This is a genomic window from Mesorhizobium sp. B2-4-2, from assembly GCF_006442845.1.
GTDB lineage: Bacteria > Pseudomonadota > Alphaproteobacteria > Rhizobiales > Rhizobiaceae > Mesorhizobium.
Genome location: NZ_VFVM01000006.1, coordinates 1 through 19,072, shown reverse-complemented (window position 1 = coordinate 19,072; position 19,072 = coordinate 1). Strand labels below are relative to the sequence as shown.

General features: G+C 64.2%; 16 protein-coding genes and 1 pseudogene. 11 read left to right on the top strand and 6 right to left on the bottom strand.

Going from position 1 to position 19,072, the window contains the following annotated elements; genetic code table 11:
• Positions 1-121: 121 nt before the first annotated feature.
• A complete protein-coding gene (locus FJ942_RS15120; protein WP_140579794.1) occupies positions 122-670 on the bottom strand; it encodes a histidine phosphatase family protein in 549 nt (182 codons plus the stop codon).
• A 262-nt stretch (positions 671-932) separates the two neighbouring features.
• On the opposite strand from FJ942_RS15120, the gene FJ942_RS15115 reads away from it, so the two are divergent.
• The 3 genes from FJ942_RS15115 (at position 933) to FJ942_RS15105 (ending at position 4,677) form a co-directional block, all read left to right on the top strand.
• Positions 933-1,883 (top strand): AEC family transporter, encoded by a 951-nt coding sequence (locus FJ942_RS15115; protein WP_140521072.1) that lies wholly within the window; start codon positions 933-935, stop codon positions 1,881-1,883.
• A gap of 228 nt (positions 1,884-2,111) precedes the next feature.
• Positions 2,112-3,569 (top strand): NAD-dependent succinate-semialdehyde dehydrogenase, encoded by a 1,458-nt coding sequence (locus FJ942_RS15110; RefSeq protein ID WP_140517224.1) that lies wholly within the window; start codon positions 2,112-2,114, stop codon positions 3,567-3,569.
• A gap of 85 nt (positions 3,570-3,654) precedes the next feature.
• On the top strand, positions 3,655-4,677 hold the full coding sequence (locus FJ942_RS15105; RefSeq protein ID WP_140517222.1) for an aldose epimerase family protein: 1,023 nt from the start codon (positions 3,655-3,657) through the stop codon (positions 4,675-4,677).
• A gap of 3 nt (positions 4,678-4,680) precedes the next feature.
• Here the strand turns inward: FJ942_RS15105 and FJ942_RS15100 are convergent, their stop codons facing one another.
• Positions 4,681-5,601 (bottom strand): sugar kinase, encoded by a 921-nt coding sequence (locus tag FJ942_RS15100; RefSeq protein ID WP_140670324.1) that lies wholly within the window; start codon positions 5,599-5,601, stop codon positions 4,681-4,683.
• 151 nt (positions 5,602-5,752) lie between these two features.
• Here FJ942_RS15100 and FJ942_RS15095 point away from each other — a divergent pair, with 151 nt between their 5' ends.
• Positions 5,753-6,202, top strand: coding sequence for a FixH family protein (locus tag FJ942_RS15095; RefSeq protein WP_140495703.1), 450 nt, complete (start codon positions 5,753-5,755; stop codon positions 6,200-6,202).
• Positions 6,203-6,209: 7 nt separating this feature from the next.
• Positions 6,210-7,409 (top strand): cytochrome c peroxidase, encoded by a 1,200-nt coding sequence (locus tag FJ942_RS15090; protein ID WP_140898082.1) that lies wholly within the window; start codon positions 6,210-6,212, stop codon positions 7,407-7,409.
• Position 7,410: 1 nt separating this feature from the next.
• On the opposite strand, the gene FJ942_RS15085 is transcribed toward FJ942_RS15090, so the two are convergent.
• Positions 7,411-7,863 carry an Lrp/AsnC ligand binding domain-containing protein gene (locus tag FJ942_RS15085; protein WP_140631128.1) on the bottom strand — a complete coding sequence of 151 codons (453 nt, stop codon included), beginning with the start codon at positions 7,861-7,863 and terminating at the stop codon, positions 7,411-7,413.
• A 164-nt stretch (positions 7,864-8,027) separates the two neighbouring features.
• Here FJ942_RS15085 and putA point away from each other — a divergent pair, with 164 nt between their 5' ends.
• On the top strand, positions 8,028-11,639 hold the full coding sequence (gene putA / locus FJ942_RS15080; protein WP_140898080.1) for a bifunctional proline dehydrogenase/L-glutamate gamma-semialdehyde dehydrogenase PutA: 3,612 nt from the start codon (positions 8,028-8,030) through the stop codon (positions 11,637-11,639).
• 28 nt (positions 11,640-11,667) lie between these two features.
• Here the strand turns inward: putA and FJ942_RS15075 are convergent.
• The 3 genes and pseudogenes from FJ942_RS15075 to FJ942_RS15065 form a co-directional block, all read right to left on the bottom strand.
• Positions 11,668-11,983 (bottom strand): annotated as a pseudogene (locus FJ942_RS15075) (antibiotic biosynthesis monooxygenase).
• Between the two features lie 71 nt (positions 11,984-12,054).
• Positions 12,055-12,498 (bottom strand): hypothetical protein, encoded by a 444-nt coding sequence (locus FJ942_RS15070; RefSeq protein ID WP_140495707.1) that lies wholly within the window; start codon positions 12,496-12,498, stop codon positions 12,055-12,057.
• A 2-nt stretch (positions 12,499-12,500) separates the two neighbouring features.
• Complete coding sequence (locus FJ942_RS15065; RefSeq protein WP_140898078.1) at positions 12,501-14,690, bottom strand: TonB-dependent hemoglobin/transferrin/lactoferrin family receptor; 2,190 nt, start codon at positions 14,688-14,690, stop codon at positions 12,501-12,503.
• 200 nt (positions 14,691-14,890) lie between these two features.
• Here FJ942_RS15065 and hemP point away from each other — a divergent pair, with 200 nt between their 5' ends.
• From hemP to FJ942_RS15040, 5 genes are read left to right on the top strand one after another with little or no spacing between them, the layout of a single operon-like run.
• Entirely contained in the window at positions 14,891-15,097 is a 207-nt protein-coding gene (gene hemP, locus FJ942_RS15060; protein WP_140517208.1) for a hemin uptake protein HemP, read from the top strand.
• Between the two features lie 18 nt (positions 15,098-15,115).
• Entirely contained in the window at positions 15,116-16,177 is a 1,062-nt protein-coding gene (locus FJ942_RS15055; protein ID WP_140517206.1) for a hemin-degrading factor, read from the top strand.
• A 10-nt stretch (positions 16,178-16,187) separates the two neighbouring features.
• Positions 16,188-17,096 (top strand): hemin ABC transporter substrate-binding protein, encoded by a 909-nt coding sequence (locus FJ942_RS15050; RefSeq protein ID WP_140898076.1) that lies wholly within the window; start codon positions 16,188-16,190, stop codon positions 17,094-17,096.
• A 5-nt stretch (positions 17,097-17,101) separates the two neighbouring features.
• Positions 17,102-18,202, top strand: a complete 1,101-nt coding sequence (locus FJ942_RS15045) for an iron ABC transporter permease (RefSeq protein ID WP_140670330.1) — start codon at positions 17,102-17,104, stop codon at positions 18,200-18,202.
• Between the two features lie 9 nt (positions 18,203-18,211).
• The gene (locus tag FJ942_RS15040; protein WP_140517200.1) at positions 18,212-19,000 is read left to right on the top strand and encodes a heme ABC transporter ATP-binding protein; all 789 of its coding nucleotides are present in this window, start codon (positions 18,212-18,214) and stop codon (positions 18,998-19,000) included.
• Positions 19,001-19,072 lie beyond the last annotated feature (72 nt).

The following is a 19,072-nucleotide window of genomic DNA, read 5'->3' as shown; positions in this document are numbered from 1 at the left end:
ATGTTGGCCTCATCGTCGCGGCCCTAGCGCGGCATCTTTTTTGGGTGGTATTTTGGCAACATTACCTCTGTCGCAAGTCCTCATCGCGTGGCTGCTCGCGGATGCGCCGGTCGGCCCCGATTTAGAACGTGACCCGGCCGAGCACACGCAGACCCTCGCCCTGCGGCTCGACGACAACGGCTTCGCCCTCGCGCGGCGAGACGCCGGTCAACGCAGCGATATTTTCCAGATGAGTGACCATGACCAGGTTGTCAGAGCCGGAATAGGCGCGGATTTCCTTCATGATCGCGGCGATCTGGGCCGCCTTTTGCGCCGCGTCGCCCTTCAGCAGGTCGAGCGGCGCGAAAGGCTCCGGCTCGGTCTCGAAGGCGATGCGCGCGGTGTCGAGGCAGCGGCAATAGCGGCTGGACAGCACGCGCTCGATCGGCGCGGCGCGGGCGGCAAGCAAGGCGCCGATCTTGCTCGACTGCTGCTTGCCGCGTGCGGACAGATTGACCTGGGTGGCGCAGCTGTCGATATCAAAATTGGCGGGATCGGTGGTGCCGGTGACCATGGCATGGCGCAAAAGCACGACATGGCCGCCATCGCGCAGCAGCGCCCAGCCGGCATCCGTCGCATGCGCTGCAGCCGGAACGCCAAACAGGAACAACGCCAAGGCAAATCGGATCATCGTAATCCTTCCAGAAGCCGGGCACCGGCCACCCGCATATAGGGATCGGAAAGCAGGTACAAAGACAAGCGAAAGGCCTGCGGTCTCCGCGGTCTCACTTCTCCTTCGTCATCCGCTGCTTCACCAGATCGGTCTTCCGGTCGTGAGCGGGATGGGAAACGTCCAGCCGCCTTCGGCGATGCCCGCTTGGCAGAACAAATTCGGGGTCGAAGAAATTCGGGCGCGATTGCACCGCGACCTTGGCTCGCCTATCCCTGGAAAAATGTCTCCGCTTACCGAAACCGTCCTTTTCGTCTTCAGCCTCGTGGCGCTCGGCTACCTCGCCGGGTTCACCGGTTATATGAAGCCGGCGAGCGGCGAGGGGATATCCGATTTTGCGGTCAGCGTTGCGATGCCGCTGCTGTTGTTCCAGACGATGGTGAATGCCGATTTCCACGGGGTGGCACCGTGGTCGCTATGGGGGGCCTATTTCGCGGCGGTGGCAATCACCTGGGCCGCCGGCCATGTCGTTACCACGCGGATATTCGGACGCGACGCACGCGCGGGTGTCGTCGGCGGGGTGTCGTCGGCCTATTCCAATGTTGTCCTGCTCGGCGCGCCGTTCATTCTCGGCATATTCGGGCGGGATGGATTCGAGGTGCTGTCGCTCCTGGTTTCCGTGCATCTGCCTGTCATGATGATGGCTTCGATCGTGCTGTTCGAGATGTTCGGCCGCGGCGGCGGCGAGCATGTGCACCCCGTGCGCGTCGTCCGCAATTTCCTGAGGCGGCTGTTCATCAATCCGCTGATCATCGGCATTCTTTTGGGTCTCGCATGGCGCTTCAGCGGCATCCCGCTGCCCGAACTGGTCATGCGGCTGGTGGACGCGCTGGCCGGCACCGCCGGGCCGGTGGCGCTGTTCGCCATGGGGCTCAGCCTGCGCCGCTTCGGCATATCAGGCAATGTCCGCCCGGCGCTGGCGCTATCAACGCTGAAGCTGTTCCTGATGCCGGCGCTGGTTCTGATCTTCGTCTGGTTGCTCGGCCTGCCGCCCTTGACCGCCAAGGTAGCGGTCGTGGTGGCGGCGCTGCCATCCGGCATCAATTCCTATCTCATTGCCGTGCAGTTCAACACAGGCCAGGCGCTGGCGTCGAACCAGATGACCATCGCGACCGCGAGCGCGGTCGTCACCACTGCTTTCTGGCTGGCGGTGAGCGTGCACGTGTTCGGCTGACATGAATAAGACCGGGGTCTGAGCCGCTCGGCGTGAATCCGGTTTGACGCGATGTCTCAGCGGTGAAATCAAACCTCGGCTCTCGCCTTGCACTGGCATAACCCCTATATGCCATCTTGCGATTGCTTGCGGGGCTTTCCCTAGGTTAAGAGCAATGGCCCCAGCGCACGGTGCGCTAATCGAAGACATCCAGATAGCGGCCCGTGAGCGCCGAACGGAGGCTAGACCATGCTTCAGAAAACCAGCCATTTCATGCGCCAGGCCAATCTTATTAACGGCGAATGGGTGCAGGCCGACAGCGGCCAGACGGTCGACGTCACCAATCCGGCAACCGGCCTCAAGATCGGCACCGTGCCGAAAGCGGGCAAGGTCGAGACCCGCCGCGCCATCGAAGCCGCCGACGAAGCTTTCAAGACCTGGCGCAAGACGACCGCGCTCGAGCGCTCGAAGCTGCTGCGCAAGCTGCACGATGCCATGATGGACAATCAGGACGTTCTGGCGGAGCTCCTGACCATTGAACAGGGCAAGTCGCTGTTCGAATCGAAGGGCGAGATCGGCTCGGCCGCCTCCTACATCCTGTGGTTCGCCGAGGAGGGCCGCCGCACCTATGGTGATGTCGTGCCGTCGCCGTGGGCGGACCGCCGCATCCTGGTGACCAAGGAACCGGTCGGCGTCATCGCCGCCATCACGCCGTGGAATTTCCCGTCCTCGATGCTGGCCCGCAAGCTCGGCCCGGCACTCGCCGCGGGTTGCACCGCCGTGGTCAAGCCCGCCTCGCAGACGCCTTACTCCGGTCTCGCCTGGGGCGCGCTGGCCGAGGAAGTCGGCTTCCCCAAGGGCGTAATCAACATCCTGACCGGTGCGGCCGGCGAAATCGGCGATGAGATCTGCGCCAATCCGCTGGTCAAGAAGATCACTTTTACCGGCTCGACCGAGGTCGGCAAGATCCTGATCCAGAAGTCGTCCGTCACCGTGAAGAAGGTGTCGATGGAGCTCGGCGGCAATGCGCCGTTCATCGTCTTCGACGACGCCGACATCGACCGCGCCGTCGCCGGTGCGATCACGGCCAAGTACCGCAATTCGGGCCAGACCTGCGTCTGTACGAACCGCTTCCTTGTCCAGGCCGGCGTCTATGACCGGTTCGTCGAGAAGCTGGCTGCCGCCAGCGACAAGCTGAAGGTCGGCTCCGGCCTGGAGGAGGGCGTGCAGCAGGGGCCGCTGATCGACGAGAAGGCGGTCGAGAAGGTCGAGGAACTGATCGCCGATGCGACTTCGAAGGGCGGCAAGGTCGTCGCCGGCGGCAAGCGCCATGCGCTCGGCGGCTCGTTCTTCCAGCCGACCGTCATCGCCGATGCGACGCCCAAGATGCGCTTCATGAAGGAAGAGATATTCGGGCCGGTGGCGCCCGTCTTCAGGTTCGAGACCGAGGAAGAAGCGATTGCGCTTGCCAATGACACCGAATTCGGCCTCGCCTGCTATTTCTACACCGGCGATCTCGGCCGCGCCTTCCGCGTCATGGAAGGGCTGAAATATGGCATGGTCGGCGTCAATGAAGGCCTGATCACCACGCCGGAAGCACCGTTCGGCGGCGTCAAGGAGTCCGGGCTCGGCAAGGAAGGCGGACATCAGGGTATCGAGGATTACCTCGACACCAAATATGTCTGCATCGGCGGCCTCGGCCTCTGATAGACTGTCGCCGGGACAGGCAGGCCTATGATCTGCCTGCCCCGGCTACGAAACGGGCCGTCTGGATCAACTGACGTTTGCGGGCATGGCAATGAAGGACGGCGAGGTTTTCGGCACCACCCAGGCGGGCGACCCGATTCGCCGCTTCACCATCAGAGGCGGCGGACTTAGCGCCAATATCCTTGGGCTCGGCGCGATCATCCAGGACCTGCGCCTGGCCGGCCACGATGCGCCTCTCGTGCTCGGCTATGATAATCTATCATCCTATGAAACCGACACGGCTTTCTTCGGCGCGGTCGTCGGCCGCTATGCCAACCGCATCCGCGACGGCCGTTTCACCATCGCCGGCAAGCGCTACCAGACCGAGCGCAATTTTCTCGACAAGCACACGCTGCATGGAGGCTCGCAAGGCTTTTTCCATCGGCCGTGGACGGTTTCGCTGCACGGGCGGGACTTCGTCACGCTGACGCTGCACGATCCCGACGGCACGATGGGCTTTCCCGGCGCACTCGACGTCACCTGCACCTACCGGCTGAAGATCCCCGGCACGCTCAGCGTCGAGATATCAGCCACATGCGAGGAGCCGACGCTGTGCAATCTCACGCAGCATTCCTACTTCAATCTCGATGATGGCGGGACGGGCGACATCCTCGATCACCGGATGATGCTCAATGCCGGCGCCTATCTGCCGGTGGATGGCGAGATGATTCCAACGGGCACGGTGAAGCCTGTCGACGGCACGCCTTTCGATTTCCGCCAGGCACGGCCGCTGCGCATGGAGATCGAGGGCGAGCAGCTTGCCTATGACCAGAACTTCTGCCTCGCTTCGGCGCGCGGGCCGCTCAAGCAGGCGGCGTGGGTGCAAGGCGCGAGCTCCGGCGTCGAGATGGAACTGTGGACCACGGAGCCCGGCGTCCAGCTCTATACCGGCCAGTATGTGACGCCGCGCACGGGGCTGGAAGGGCGAAACCACAAAGCTTTCTGCGGTTTCTGCCTGGAGCCGCAAATATGGCCGGACGCGCCGAACCGGCCGTATTTCCCGCAGGCGACGCTGTGGCCGGGTGCGATCTACCATCACGTGACGGAATATCGGTTCCGGCTGCCCTGACCCTCAATCCGTTTCGAATGCCGCACGCAACGTCTCGAATGGCGCCAATGCGCCGCGAACCTGCACCACGCTGGCCGCGACACGGTGCGCGCGCTTTGTAGCCTCCGCAGGGGTGTGTCCGGCGAGACGCGCGGCGAGATAGCCGCCGTTGAAGGAATCGCCCGCGCCCGTGGTGTCGACGGGCGTGGCCACATGGATCGCCTGAACGTCCCGCAGCATCCCGTTCTCGACGATCAGCGCCGGCTGTTCCCCGTTCTTGACCACGACTTCGCCGACCAGTTGCCCGAGCCGCCCAGCCGTTGCCTGTGGCGCTTCATCGCCGAACAGCATCTGCTCGTCCGGGAAAGTCGGCAATGCGATGTCGGTGACGGCGAGCGCCTCCAGGATCGCGGCTTGCGCCTCCTCGCGATCGCGCCACAGCCGTGGCCGGTAGTTGGGATCGAAGGCGATCAGCGACCCCGCGGATCGCGCCTCGGCCACGGCCGATAGCAACGTGGCGCGCGCAGCGGAGTCCAGAATTCCCAAAGTGATTCCGGAAAAGTAGACAAGCGCCTGCTTTTCAAGGCTTTTTGCCAACGCAGCCGGATTGGAGGCAAGCTGCCTGGCAGCCGCATCGCCGCGCCAATAGGTGAAGGAGCGTTCCGCGCCGGTCAGCGTGATGGCATAGAGGCCGGGCCGCGCCCCCGGGATAACAGGGCTTTCGCCAATGCCGATGCCATTGTCCGCGAAGAAGCCGATCTGGTCTTGCGAGAAAGGATCGTCTCCGAAAGCCGAGACGTAGGTCGCTGGCCTTCCACTCAGCGCATGCAGGGCCCACAGCGTGTTGAACGTATCGCCGGCAAATCCCATGCGCCAGTTCGAACCTGTTTGGCCCGAAAGCTCGATCATGCATTCGCCGATCGAGGCGACACCTTTGCCGATCATGATCCATCCCCTGTTACGATGCTGCTGTAGCTTTTTGGAGAGTAGAGCGCCATGCTTGGCAAGGGCGGTTTTTTCCGTCACCTGCGATTCCAACAGGTTTGGCGGGATGCGATCGGTGCGGCAAAACGTTATCCCCTGAAGAGGAACCGGCTTGGCTTCGATATGGCGTTATCTTTTGGCGGGTCTTGGTCTGGCAGCCTTGCTGGCTGGCATCCTGGCAGTGGTCTATCTGACCGCACCGCGAACCGCGCAGGTTGCCGGCCCGGATATCTCCCGAACCAAAAAGACCGAGAACGGATTGTTCATGGCGAGCTTCGCGCCGGAACGCGGCGTCGTCCGTCAAGGCGAACTGGAAGCCTGGCTGTTGACGTTGAAGACGATAGCCGGGACGCCGGTGGAAGGGGCCGCGATCGCGGTATCGGGAGGCATGCCGCAGCACCGCCACGGCCTGCCGACCAGCCCGCAAGCGACGGACTATCTCGGCGACGGGCGCTATCGCATCGAAGGCGTGAAATTCACCATGAGCGGCTGGTGGCAGCTGCATTTTGCCATCTCCGCGACGGCTGGGTCGGATACGGTCGTCTTCAACGTCGTGCTGTGAGCCGCAGATGAGGCGTCTTGCGCGCTTTTTCGTCTTGATGGCGATGGCCGTCCTTGCCGGCTGCGGCAAGCCGGACTTTTCCGATGCCGAGAAGAAGACCATCGCCTCGCTGGCGCTGTCGAGGCTGCCGGCGCTGAAACCCGACACCACCAACCGGTTCGCCGATGTCCCGGCCGCCGCTGCCCTTGGCTCGACGCTGTTCTTTGACGCCAGCATGAGCCGCGACGGCACGGTGTCCTGCTCGACCTGCCACAAGATCGACAGGCAGTTTCAGGACGGCCTGCCGCAGGCGGTTGGCGTCGGCCGCACGAACCGGCGTACCATGCCGCTCGCCGGCATCGCGCGCGATCCCTGGTTTTTCTGGGACGGACGGCGCGACAGCCTGTGGGCGCAGGCGCTGACGCCGCTGGAGAACCCCCTGGAGCAGGCGGGAAACCGCGCCGCCTATGCGCATTACATCAAGGCGCGCTTCGGCGACCGCTACGAGCGCATCTTCGGCCCGCTGCCCGATCTGTCCGACATACCAGCCAATGCCAGTCCGCTCGGCAGCGATGCCGAGAAGGCTGCATGGCGCGCCATGAGCGACCAGCAGCGTGACGCGATAAACGGGGTGTTCGCCAACATCGGCAAGGCAATCGCTGCCTTCGAACGCTCGATCGAGCCGCCGCAGGCCCGCTTCGACCGGTTCGCGCTGGACCTGGCGACCGGCGCCGAGCCGAAAGGCGACGCCGCCTTCTCCCGGGAGGAAATCCTCGGCCTGAAACTGTTCATCGGCAAGGCCAATTGCGTGACCTGCCACAATGGGCCGCGCTTCACCGACAATGGGTTCCACAACACCGGCGTGCCGCCGGTCAAGGGCCTGCCGCCGGATCGCGGCCGCGTCGATGCGGTAGGCCAAGTTCAGGCCGACCCGTTCAACTGCTTCGGCGCCTACCGTGATGGCGATGTCGGCGCCTGCGGCGAATTGCGGTTCATGGTCAAGGATGCGCCGGAATTGGTGCGCGCCTACAAGACGCCTTCGCTGCGCGGCGCGGCGACGCGGCCGCCCTACATGCACGCCGGTCAGTTTGCGTCGCTCGACGAGGTGGTGGCGCACTACGCGAAGGCAGCCCCCAGCGTTGAGGGTACATCCGAAATTCATCCGCTTGAGCTGTCGGACCGCGAGCGCGCGGCGCTGGTGGCGTTTTTGAAGACCTTGGCGGAGTGAACTATCGATCCTTCACAGTCTCCATCGCCACGAAGGTCGAGGTCTGGGCGACATGGGGCAGGGCGGAGATGCGCTCGCCCAGCACGCGGCGATAGGCGGCGATGTCGCGGGTGCGGACCTTCAGCAGATAATCGAAGCTCGACGCCATCATGTGGCACTGTTCGATCTCCGGAACGGCTTGGACAGAGCGGTTGAAAGCGTCCAGCGCGGCGGACCGGGTGTCGGACAGTTTCACCTGGACGAAGGCGACATGGCCTTCGCCCATGCGCTCGCGGTCGATAATCGCCTGGTAGCCCCTGATGTAGCCGTCCTTCTCCAGCCGCTTCACCCGCGCCTGCACCGGCGTCTTGGACAGGCCGACCTTGGCGGCGAGCTCCGACATGGAAAGCCTGCCGGCGCTTGCCAGCGCCGACAGGATGTTCCTGTCGATGCGGTCCAATTGGTCTTCCCTCATCGAAAATGCAGCCTTCTTCGGGTAGTTTGCGGCGATATGATAGATCGATCGAACTGCAATGTCGATTTCTTCAGACCGCCTGAAAATCGGGACTTGTGCTAGCTTGCGCCATTCGGTCCGGTGACCGCCGGCCCGCTCCCTTGTGCTTGCCCGTAGGACCCGCCATGCCAGCGCTCGACGCCATCCGCCAGCAAATCCGCGCCAACTATCTGCCCGACGAGGATCAGGCCGTGAAGCGGCTGGCCGAGGCGAGCGGCCTCTCGGCGGAGGACCGCCGGGCGATCTCTGCTCGTGCCGCCGATCTGGTGCGGGCGGTGCGCGGCTCGTCCGATCCGCGGCTGATGGAGGTTTTCCTGTCCGCCTATGGCCTCTCCACCAAGGAAGGCGTGGCGCTGATGTGCCTGGCCGAGGCGCTGCTGCGCGTGCCCGATGCCGAGACGATGGACGACCTGATCGCCGACAAGATCGCGCCGCACGACTGGTCGGCGCATTCGGGCGGCTCGAGCTCCATCTTCGTCAATGCCTCGACCTGGGCGCTGATGCTGACCGGCCGCGTGCTCGATGAAGGCGAGGGCGGCATCGAAGGCACGCTGCGCGCCATGGTTCGCCGGCTGGGCGAGCCCGTCATCCGCAAGGCGGTGGCGGCGGCGATGCGCGAGATGGGCGAGCAGTTCGTGCTCGGCCGCACCATCGCCGAAGCGGTGAAGCGCGGCCGGCCGATGACGCAGAAGGGTTATCTCTATTCCTTCGACATGCTGGGAGAGGCGGCCCGCACCGAGGCCGATGCGCTGCGTTACCACAAGGCGTATGCCGATGCCATCTCGTCACTCGATGCCGGTTCAAACGGGCCTGATATCCGCCACAACCACGGCATCTCGGTGAAGCTCTCGGCGCTGCATCCGCGCTACGAGGAAGCGCAGAAGGAAGAGATGCTGCCTGTCATGGCCGAGCGGCTCCTTTCGCTGGCGCTCGCGGCGCGCCATTCGCGCATGGGCCTCAATATCGATGCCGAGGAGGCCGATCGCCTCGACCTCTCGCTCGACGTCATCGAGCGCGTGCTTGCCGAGCCGGAGCTTGCAGGCTGGAACGGCTTTGGCGTCGTCGTCCAGGCCTATGGTCCGCGCGCTGCCTTCGTCATCGACTGGCTCTATGCGCTTGCCACGAAATACGATCGCACCATCATGGTGCGGCTGGTCAAGGGTGCCTATTGGGATACCGAGATCAAGCGGGCGCAGACGCTGGGGCTCGCCGGCTACCCCGTCTTCACCCGCAAGGTCAACACCGACGTTTCTTATCTCGCTTGCGCGAGAAAGCTTTTGTCGATGACCGATCGCATCTATCCGCAATTCGCCACCCACAATGCCCACACTGTCGCCGCCATCCTGTCGATGACGAAGAACCGTGAGAGCTTCGAGTTCCAGCGCCTGCACGGGATGGGCGAGGCGTTGCACGAGACGGTGCGCAAGGCCGAAGGCACGCGCTGCCGCATCTACGCGCCTGTCGGCGCGCATTCCGACCTGCTCGCCTATCTGGTGCGCCGGCTGCTGGAGAACGGCGCCAATTCATCTTTCGTCCACCAACTCACCGACGAGGATGTCGAGCCCGAAGACATCGCGCGCGACCCGCTAGAAGCGGTCGAGAGCCAAGGCCCCGCCGCCAATCCCGCGATCCCCCGGCCTGCCGTCATCTTCGGTGCAAGCCGCCGCAACTCGAAAGGGTTCGACATCACCGATCCGGTGACGTTGGCAGCAATCGAGAAGGAGAGGACAGCCTTCGCGGGCCCTAACCGCTGGCACGCCAAGCCGATCACGCGCGCGGCCGGCTATGGCGAGCAACGCCCGGTCGTCAATCCCGCCAGGCCTTCGGAAGTGGTGGGCACGGTCAGCGAAGCCACCGCCAAGCAGGCGGCAACCGCCGTGCGCATCGCCGTCGAAGCGCAGCCAGCCTGGGCAAAGCGTCCGGTTGCCGAGCGCGCGGCCATCCTCAATCGCGCCGCCGATCTCTACGAGGCCAATGCCGTCGAATTCTTCGCGCTGGCCACCCGCGAGGCCGGCAAATCGCTGGCCGACGGCGTCGCCGAAGTGCGCGAAGCGGTGGATTTCCTGCGCTATTACGCGGCCGAGGCGGCCAATGCCGAAGCGGGCACCGAGGCGCGCGGCGTCATTGTCTGCATCTCGCCGTGGAATTTCCCCCTCGCCATCTTCACGGGCCAGATCGCCGCAGCGCTCGTCACCGGCAATTCGGTAATTGCAAAGCCCGCAGAACAGACGCCGCTGATCGCTTTCCGAGCCGTCGAAATGCTGCGCGAGGCCGGCGTGCCGGAAGACGTCATCCAGCTTCTGCCGGGCGACGGCCCCTCGGTTGGCGGGCCACTGACATCAGATCCGCGCATTGCCGGCGTCTGCTTCACCGGCTCCACCGACGTCGCCAAGCTGATCGAGAAGCAACTGGCCGAGACAGCCGCGCCCGATGCCATGCTGATCGCCGAGACGGGCGGGCTGAATGCCATGATCGTCGATTCCACCGCGCTGCCCGAGCAGGCGGTGCGCGATATCCTCGCCTCCGCCTTCCAGAGTGCGGGCCAGCGCTGTTCGGCGCTGCGCGTCCTCTATGTGCAGAAGGATGTCGAGAAGAAGATGCTGGAGATGCTGAAGGGCGCCATGGAGGCGCTCAAGGTCGGCGATCCCTGGGCTATCTCGACGGATGTCGGTCCCGTCATCGACGACGAGGCGCAGGGTTCGATCCGCGATTACTGCACGACGATGGGTTTGCAGGGACGGCTGATCGCCAAGCTCGAAGCACCCAGGGATGGCCGCTTCGTCGCGCCGCATGTGTTTCGGGTCAAGGGTATCGAGGAGATGGAGCGCGAAGTGTTCGGGCCGGTGCTCCATGTCGCCAGTTTCGACGCCGATGAGATCGATGCGGTGATCGCCGCCATCAACCGCAAGGGCTACGGCCTGACGTTCGGTCTGCACACCCGCATCGAGGGTCGCGTGCAGCATTTCGTCGACGGGATCCATGCCGGCAACATCTATGTCAACCGCAACCAGATCGGCGCGGTCGTCGGCTCGCAGCCGTTCGGCGGCGAGGGGCTGTCCGGCACCGGGCCCAAAGCCGGCGGACCGCATTATCTCCGGCGCTTTCGCAAGGGACCGGAGGCAGGCACGCCTGTTGGCGACGGCCACAAGGTGACGGCGACCGAACTCGCCGACAATCTGCCCGATCCCGCGCTTGGCGGCTGGTCGACGCGGCCGGACCGCATCGCCATCCTGCGCAAGCACCTGCGAGGCAAAGGTGCCGCGGCGATCGGTGCCGCCGCCGCAATCGATTTCGGCCAGGTCGACCTGCCCGGGCCGACCGGCGAGGCCAATACACTGTCATTGGCGCCGCGCGGCCGGGTGCTGTGCTTGGGACCGGACGGCGACACGCTGCTTGCGCAGACGATCCAGGCGCTCGCCGCCGGCAACGCGGTGCTGGCGGTGGCGCCAGGCGCGCCGGCGGCGCTTTCGGCGCTGACCGGCAAGGGCCTGCCGCTGGCGGCGATCGACGGCCGCCCCGATCCGGTTGAGGCGCGTTCGTTACGCGTCGACGTCGTCGCCTTCTCGGGGACGCCGGAGGCGGCGCGCATCGTGCGCAAAATGATCGCCGGACGCTCAGGGCCGATCGTGCCGCTGGTCAGCGAGGTGCTCAATCCGGCGGCTTACGCGCATGAGCGGGCCGTTTGCGTCGACACGACCGCCGCGGGCGGCAATGCCAGCCTGCTTGCGGCGGCGTGAGGACCCTTATCCGGCTGGCGAGGTTGCTTCAGGCGCCCTCGACGACCGAAAAACCCTCGAACTGGGGATGGCCGAGATAGTGGACCTTCGTCGTGCCGACGTTCCTGTGGGCGGCGCGAAAGTTCTCCGACTTGGTCCAGGCGATGAAATCGTCGTGGCTTGCCCAGACCGTGTGCGAGGCAAACAGCGTATAGCCTTCGGTCTCGTTGACTGGGCCGCGCAGCAGATGGAACTCCCGGAAGCCCTTCATTTCCGCAAGGCTGGAATCACGGTTTTTTCCACACGGCCTCGAAATCGGCTTCCGAGCCGTTCTGCACCTTGAAGCGGTTCATGGCGATGTACATGGAGTTCCTTTCGATTTCCTGGACTTAGACGGGTGGTGCCGCAGGATGCCGCGTGCGGCCCCACGCCGTGCTCAGACCCCGAAGGCGATGCCGGTCTTGGCATCTGTCTTGAGTTTTCGCATGCAGGTGTTCGGCTCGACGCCGGTGCCGACGCATTCGGTCGCGCTGTTGATCAGCACGCGGCTGACCTTGGCGCAGTTGGTGCCAGCGAGATCGAAGCGCGTCACCTTGGTCTTGCCGGCCGGCAGGTCCTTGAAGTCGAGCACGGTCAGGCGGTCGACGACGCCGGCGTCGTTGAACAGCGCGATCTCGAACGCCGCCCTGGAAAGGTCGGCGCCGAGATTGTTGGTGACCACGAAGGTCAGGCGGCAGCCCTTTTCAGACGGTTGCGCGCCATTGAGTTCGAGGGAGAGAGCAGGCGCCGGCGCGGACTCTTGTGCCCACGCCGGAACCGCTGCGAGCGACATCGCCAGCGCCGAGGTCAGCAGACGAAGGGATGCCGTCAAGTTCGTCATCATCATCCTCCAAATCGCATCGTTGCCGCCAGCTTCAGCGTTATGCCCGGTTCATAGACCGCGACCGTGGTGCTGCCGTTCAACGGATTGGCGTATTTGACATCGAACAGATTGTCGGCGCGGAAATCAACCTTCAGATTGTCGGTCGCCTGGTAGCTGGCGAAAGCGTTGACCAGCGTATAGTCCTTGGCGATCGGGTTACCCTTGGGCTTGCCATTGTACTGCACCTCGCCGCCGACAGTGAGTTTGTCCTCGAGGAAGCGCAGGCCGAGCTGCACGGTGACCTGCGCGGACGGTATCGTGGCAAGGTCCGCCCGATCGCCTTCGTAGGATATGGTGTGACCATTGATGATGGAGGCGGAAAGTCCGGCGTAGCCCCATGCTGCATCATAAACGCCTTCCATCTCGAAGCCGTTGATCTTTGCCTTGGCGAAGTTCTGGTACTGGAAGCAGATCGGAATGCCCGGCCCGAAGGGGCACCCACTGGTCGGATCGAAGGCCGACAGCGTAACGCCGTCAATATAATCGTCGACGTCGTTGTTGAAATAGGCCGCCTTCAGCCGAAACGCGTCGCCGGACTCGAGAACGTCGTTCTGCTTGTAATTGACACCGAATTCGACGGTCTTGCCGGTTTCGGGCTTTAAATTGGGATTGGGCAGGAACGGGAAGCTGACGCCCGCCGGATGGTTGCCGCTGATCAGGGTTTCGGTCAGCGAAGGCGACCGGTAGCCCTCCGCGTAGGTGCCGTAGAATTGCAGGCCGGCAAGGCCGGCGCTTTCGAAAGGCGAGACGCCGACGGTGACGCGCGGCGACAGGCGGTCGCCCGACGTTTCGTGCGTGTCGTCCTCGAGGCTGTAATTGTCATAGCGCAGCCCGGCAATGACTTCGAGCCAATCCCAGCTGAGCTTGTCCTGGACGTAGGCGCCAGAAACGTTGCGCTTGCCGGAAGGCGTGTAGAAGCTGTCGCCGCCTGCCGTGCCGCCAGTCTCGACGTCGTCATTCACCCAGTCGCCGCCATAGGTCAGTTCATGCGCGAGGCCGCCTGTCTCGAATCGCGACGTGTTCCAGATGTCGATGGCGGCTGTGCCGACATCGAAGGTCGACGTCGAACCTGCCGGCAACATCACGGGAAGGCCGGTGACGGGATCGAAGCGGCGCTGCGGAACAAGGCCGGTCAGGTCGAGATTGGTCTTGTTGTAGGAGGTGTTGACGTGGAGGTCGAGCCAGCTCCTGTCTTCGTCCGTGACATTGTAGCGAGCCGTGAAGGTGTTCGATTTCAGGTCGACGTCATTGACCGGCATGCCGCCGCTGATCTCGTTCCAGCCGTCGCTCGAACCGACCCAGCCGAGCTTCAGTTCGCTATTGTCGCTCGGGCGGATCGTGGTCTTTAGCAATCCGCTCAGCACGTCGAAGCCGGTGCCCTTGACGGTGTCGCCGTCGCCATCCTTGTAGTCGTCATAATTGCGGTAGACGATGTTGCCCAGCGCATCCAAATTGTCGTTAAAGCGATAGGCGCCGGATGCGCTGGTGGTCCAGCCCTTGCCGTTGCTCTCGTAGCGTCCGGTGACGGAACCAGCCCATGTCTCGTCCGGCTTGAGGAAGTCCTGGGCGTCCTTGGTGTCGAAGAAGACCACGCCGCCGATCGCGCCCGAGCCATAGGTGTTGGCGACCGGCCCGCGGATCACGTCGACGGATTTGATAAGCTCGGGGTCGACGTAGAAGGTCGATTGGGTGCCATGGTCGGAACGTTGGAAGTTCTGCCGCGCGCCGTCGACGATAACCGCGACGCGACCGAAATCCTGCAGGCCGCGGATATTGACGCTGGTGCTGACGCGCCTGGCATCGGCCTGCGCCGCGACGCCGGGCACGCCGAACAGCATTTCGTTCGGCGTCGTCGCCATGCGGCGGTCGAGCTGTTCCTGGTCGACATGGCCGGCCGAGGCCAGCGATTGGATGGCCGTTTCTCCGGTGCGGCTGATGACCAGCACCTTGTCGAGCAGCGTTGCGCCCGCTGGCGCCGGCTTTTCCCCCTCAGCCTGCTTCGATTGATCGGCCTGCTCTCCCGCCGCCTGTGCTGATTGCTGAGCGTTGGCAGGTGGCACGTATAAGGCAATCGCCGCCACGCCCGCCAGCAAAGCCGCTGCACCCTTCGCCGCCGACCAGCCGCGCCGTTCCCAAATCGCTAACCCCATGTGCCCCAACTCCAAAGTTTCCAGGTTCGATGCGGGCTGGCCTGGGGCTGGCTGGCATTTGTGATCGTATTCGCGTCTTAAATCTTGACTAATTTAATCCGGTATTGCACTGACTAGTAAACATGATTATTCAAGTCAAGAATGAATGGGATTACGCAAACGCCTAGCCAGACGCCCGGCACAGGAAAGGACCGATCCACATGAACACGCACAATCCCAACGACTTCCGCTATCGCGTCCGCCGGTCCGACGATGCTTCCGCCCGCTTCGACCGCGTTCAGCTGGCGGTGCGGACGCTGTCGAGCAACACGCTGTTCCAAGGTGAGCACGAGATCGGCATCGAGCATCACGGCGCGCTCTACCGGCTCAAGATCACCCGTCAGGGCAAGCTCATCCTCAACAAGTAAGCGTAAGGCAGCAGGACAATGGACCAGCGCGTAAAACCCACCCCGCACGAAATCCGGCGGGCGCGGACGGATAATCCGAAAACGCGCGAGCGCGATCTGGCCGCACAGCTTGGCATTTCGGAGGCTGAGTTGGTGGCCGCGCATTGCGGCGACGGTGTCGTTCGCGTCGAGCCACGCGTCAACGATCTTCTGACCGGCCTCGAAGCCGTCGGCGAGGTGATGGCGCTCACCCGCAACGAAAGCGCCGTGCATGAAAAGATCGGCGCCTACGACAAGGTCGTCACCGGCAATCACAATGCCATGGTGCTGGGCGAGAACATCGACCTGCGCATTTTCCCGAAAATATGGGCGCACGGCTTTGCCGTGGAAAAACGCGACGGCGACGACATCCGCCGCAGCCTGCAATTCTTCGACGCGGCGGGCGAGGCGGTGCACAAGGTGCATCTGCGGCCGGGGTCAAACCTCTATGCCTATCAGAAACTGGTCGCTTCGCTGGAATCGCCGAACCAGGAGCCACTGGTCGCCATTTCGGGGCCAGCCGCCGAGAACGAAGGCGAGGCGGTGACAACGACCGCGAATCTCGACGATCTGCGCGATCGCTGGAGCCGGCTGACCGATGTGCATCAGTTCTTCGGCATGCTGAAGACGTTGAAGCTCAGCCGCCGCCAGGCGGTGCGCATGGTCGGCCAGGACTATGCATGGCTGCTCGACAATGATGCGGTGAGAGCCATGTTCAATCGTGCCGCCGAGGGCGAGATGCCGATCATGTGCTTTGTGGGAAACCGTGGCTGTATCCAAATCCATTCCGGTCCGGTCAAGTCGATCAAGCCAATGGGGCCATGGATCAATGTGCTGGACGAGACCTTCCATCTGCACCTGCGCACCGACCACATTCATGAGGTCTGGGCCGTGCGCAAGCCGACCAAGGACGGCCATGTTACGTCGCTGGAGGTCTACGACGCCGGCGGCAACATGATCATCCAGTTCTTCGGCAAGCGCCATGAAGGAGAGGGTGAGCGCGACGACTGGCGCTTCCTGGCCGAAAACCTGCCGCGCATTCCAAGCCCGACGGCAGCCTGAGGAAACGATGATGGGTCTTCTCTCCGGATTGACGGCTGCGCGCGGATCGATGCTTGGCCCGATGGTCGGCCTTTCCTTTGCTTTCACAGCGCTGCAGCCGGCCGGCGCCAGCGACGGTGTTTCCGTCTTCGCCGATCCCACCAGGATCGCGTCGATCGGCGGCTCGATCACCGAGATCGTCTATGCGCTCGGCGAGGAAAAGCGTCTTGTGGCGCGCGATTCCACCAGCCGCTATCCGAAAGCCGCTATCGACCTGCAAGATGTCGGCTACATGCGCCAGCTGTCGCCGGAGGGTGTGTTGTCGGTCAACCCTTCGGGCATGCTGGCGCTGCACGGCAGCGGCCCCAAGGAGGCGCTCGATGTGCTGAAGAAGACGAGCATACCCTTCATCGAAGTGCCTGACCTGTATGACCGTGAAGGCATCCTCGAAAAGGTCCGCGTGGTCGGCAAGGCGCTCGGCGCCGACGCCAAGGCCGAAGCGCTGGCCAGGGAGATCGATGCCAAGCTGCAGGCGGCGGAAAAGCAGACGGCCTCGATCAAGGAGCGCAAGCGCGTTCTGTTCGTGCTGTCGATGCAGGGCGGCAAGATCATGGCGGCCGGCAGCGACACCGCGGCCAACGGCATCATCAAGCTGGCCGGCGGCGTCAACGCGATCGAAGGCTTCTCCGGCTACAAGCAACTGTCCGACGAGGCTGTTGTCACCGCCAGGCCGGACGCGATCCTGATGATGAGCAATGCCGGGCCGCCGGTATCGGACGATGAACTGTTCGGCAACGCATCGATCGCCTCGACGCCGGCCGGAACCGCGCGCAAGCTGATCCGCATCGACGGCGGGTATCTGCTCGGCTTCGGACCGCGTACGGCCGACGCCGTCCACGACCTTGCCGCCGCGCTCTATGGCACGCAGATTACGGACTGAGCGGCATGGTCGACCAGTCGATCGCCGGGCCGGCGGAGAGGAAGATGGCCAGCGACGGTGACCGTTCCGGGCGCGCCCGTCTGGTCATCGCGCTCGCCTGCGTCATGCTTGCGGCAGCGGTATTGCTGTCGCTGACCTCCGGCGCCTCGGATGCGTCCGCCGTCAAGGTCGTTGGCGACTGGCTGTTCGGCGCAGCGCCTGGCGACGTGGCGATGAGCGCGCGAGATCGCCTCATCGTCTATGACATAAGGCTGCCGCGCGTCGTGCTCGGCGTGCTGATCGGGGCCGCCCTCGCGGTGTCCGGCGCGGTCATGCAGGGGTTGTTCCGCAATCCGCTTGCCGACCCCGGCCTTATCGGTGTTTCGGCGGGCTCCAGCCTCGGCGCGGTGGCGGTCATCGTGCTCGGCACGACCGTGCTGTCGCCGGTGACCGCCTCGTTCGGCGCGCTGACCCTTCCTCTGGCGGCCTTCGGCGGTGGTTTGTCGGTGACGTTGCTGCTCTACAAGGTCGCGACGCGGCAGGGCCGCACATCCGTCGCCACCATGCTGCTTGCCGGCCTGGCGCTGGCCGCACTTGCCATGGCGCTGACCGGTATCCTGATCTTCATGGCCGACGACCGGCAACTGCGCGACCTGACCTTCTGGCAACTCGGCTCGCTGGCCGGTGCGACATGGCAGAAGATCGGCTCTGTCGGCCCGGTCATCGTGCTTTCGCTGGCGGCGATGCCGTTCCTGGCTCGCGGCCTTAATGCGCTGGCGCTGGGCGAGGCGACCGCCGGCCATCTCGGCATTCCGGTGCAGCGGCTTAAGTACACGGCCATCGTCGGCGTCTCGGCGGCGGTCGGCGCCTCCGTCGCCGTCAGCGGCGGCATCGGTTTCATCGGCATCGTGGTGCCGCATCTGCTGCGCCTGCTGATCGGCCCCGACAATCGCTATCTGCTGCCGGCCTCGGCGCTGCTCGGCGCCTCGCTGCTGCTTTTGGCGGACGCGGTCGCGCGCACCATCGTGGCGCCCGCCGAACTGCCGATCGGCATCGTCACGGCGATCGCCGGAGCGCCGTTCTTCCTCTGGATCCTGCTGCGCAAGCGCGGCGTCATCGACCTGTAGGGGTGTTTCATGATCGAAGCGCGCGATGTTTCGGTGGCGATCGGCAGGAAAGGCATTGTCGCCGGCGTCGATTTCGAGGTCAGGCCGGGTGAGATTTCGGCCATTGTCGGCCCCAATGGGTCGGGCAAGACGACCTTCCTCAAGGCGCTGTCGGGGGAACTCGCGCATACCGGCCGGATTGCCATCAACGGCCGCGAGCTCTCGACGATAACGCCAGTCGAGGCGGCGACGCTGCGCGCGGTGCTGCCGCAGGCGACGACCTTGTCGTTTCCCTTTACTGTGCGCGAGATTGTCAGGCTCGGCCTTGTCGGAGGCCGCTCAGGTGTGCTGCCGGGCGAGGACGAACGCCTGCCGGAACGGGCGCTGGCGCGTGTCGACCTCGACGGTTTCGCCGGCCGCTTCTATCAGGAGCTTTCCGGCGGCGAGCAGCAGCGCGTTCAACTCGCCCGCGTGCTGTGCCAAATCTGGGCGCCGGTGCTCGACGGCAAGCCGCGCTATCTGTTCCTGGACGAGCCGGTGTCCAGCCTCGACATCAAGCACCAGCTGATCATCATGAACATTGCCCGCGACTTCGCCAGAAGGGGCGGCGGCGTGGTTGCCATCCTGCACGACCTCAACCTGACGGCGATGTATGCCGACCGGATTTTCGTCATGCACCGCGGCCGGCTTGCCGCCACCGGTTCGCCGCAGGATGTGCTGAGCGACGATCTGATCGAAAGGGTATTCGGTTGCCGCTTAAAGGTTGGAGTCCTGCCAGCCGGCAATATGCCGTTCGTGCTGCCTCAATCAGCGGCCTAGAGCATTTCCTATTTTGGGAGAATCGTAGGATTCCCAAAACCGGATGTTTGTGATTCAAGATGCTGGCTGGAT

What these genes read in the sequence shown, in the direction of transcription:
- FJ942_RS15120 (WP_140579794.1), bottom strand. Translation starts at nt 670, where the DNA reads ATGATCCGATTTGCCTTGGCGTTGTTCCTGTTTGGCGTTCCGGCTGCA.
- FJ942_RS15115 (WP_140521072.1), top strand. Translation starts at nt 933, where the DNA reads ATGTCTCCGCTTACCGAAACCGTCCTTTTCGTCTTCAGCCTCGTGGCG.
- FJ942_RS15110 (WP_140517224.1), top strand. Translation starts at nt 2,112, where the DNA reads ATGCTTCAGAAAACCAGCCATTTCATGCGCCAGGCCAATCTTATTAAC.
- FJ942_RS15105 (WP_140517222.1), top strand. Translation starts at nt 3,655, where the DNA reads ATGGCAATGAAGGACGGCGAGGTTTTCGGCACCACCCAGGCGGGCGAC.
- FJ942_RS15100 (WP_140670324.1), bottom strand. Translation starts at nt 5,601, where the DNA reads ATGATCGGCAAAGGTGTCGCCTCGATCGGCGAATGCATGATCGAGCTT.
- FJ942_RS15090 (WP_140898082.1), top strand. Translation starts at nt 6,210, where the DNA reads ATGAGGCGTCTTGCGCGCTTTTTCGTCTTGATGGCGATGGCCGTCCTT.
- FJ942_RS15085 (WP_140631128.1), bottom strand. Translation starts at nt 7,863, where the DNA reads ATGAGGGAAGACCAATTGGACCGCATCGACAGGAACATCCTGTCGGCG.
- putA (WP_140898080.1), top strand. Translation starts at nt 8,028, where the DNA reads ATGCCAGCGCTCGACGCCATCCGCCAGCAAATCCGCGCCAACTATCTG.
- FJ942_RS15070 (WP_140495707.1), bottom strand. Translation starts at nt 12,498, where the DNA reads ATGACGAACTTGACGGCATCCCTTCGTCTGCTGACCTCGGCGCTGGCG.
- FJ942_RS15065 (WP_140898078.1), bottom strand. Translation starts at nt 14,690, where the DNA reads ATGGGGTTAGCGATTTGGGAACGGCGCGGCTGGTCGGCGGCGAAGGGT.
- hemP (WP_140517208.1), top strand. Translation starts at nt 14,891, where the DNA reads ATGAACACGCACAATCCCAACGACTTCCGCTATCGCGTCCGCCGGTCC.
- FJ942_RS15055 (WP_140517206.1), top strand. Translation starts at nt 15,116, where the DNA reads ATGGACCAGCGCGTAAAACCCACCCCGCACGAAATCCGGCGGGCGCGG.
- FJ942_RS15050 (WP_140898076.1), top strand. Translation starts at nt 16,188, where the DNA reads ATGGGTCTTCTCTCCGGATTGACGGCTGCGCGCGGATCGATGCTTGGC.
- FJ942_RS15045 (WP_140670330.1), top strand. Translation starts at nt 17,102, where the DNA reads ATGGTCGACCAGTCGATCGCCGGGCCGGCGGAGAGGAAGATGGCCAGC.
- FJ942_RS15040 (WP_140517200.1), top strand. Translation starts at nt 18,212, where the DNA reads ATGATCGAAGCGCGCGATGTTTCGGTGGCGATCGGCAGGAAAGGCATT.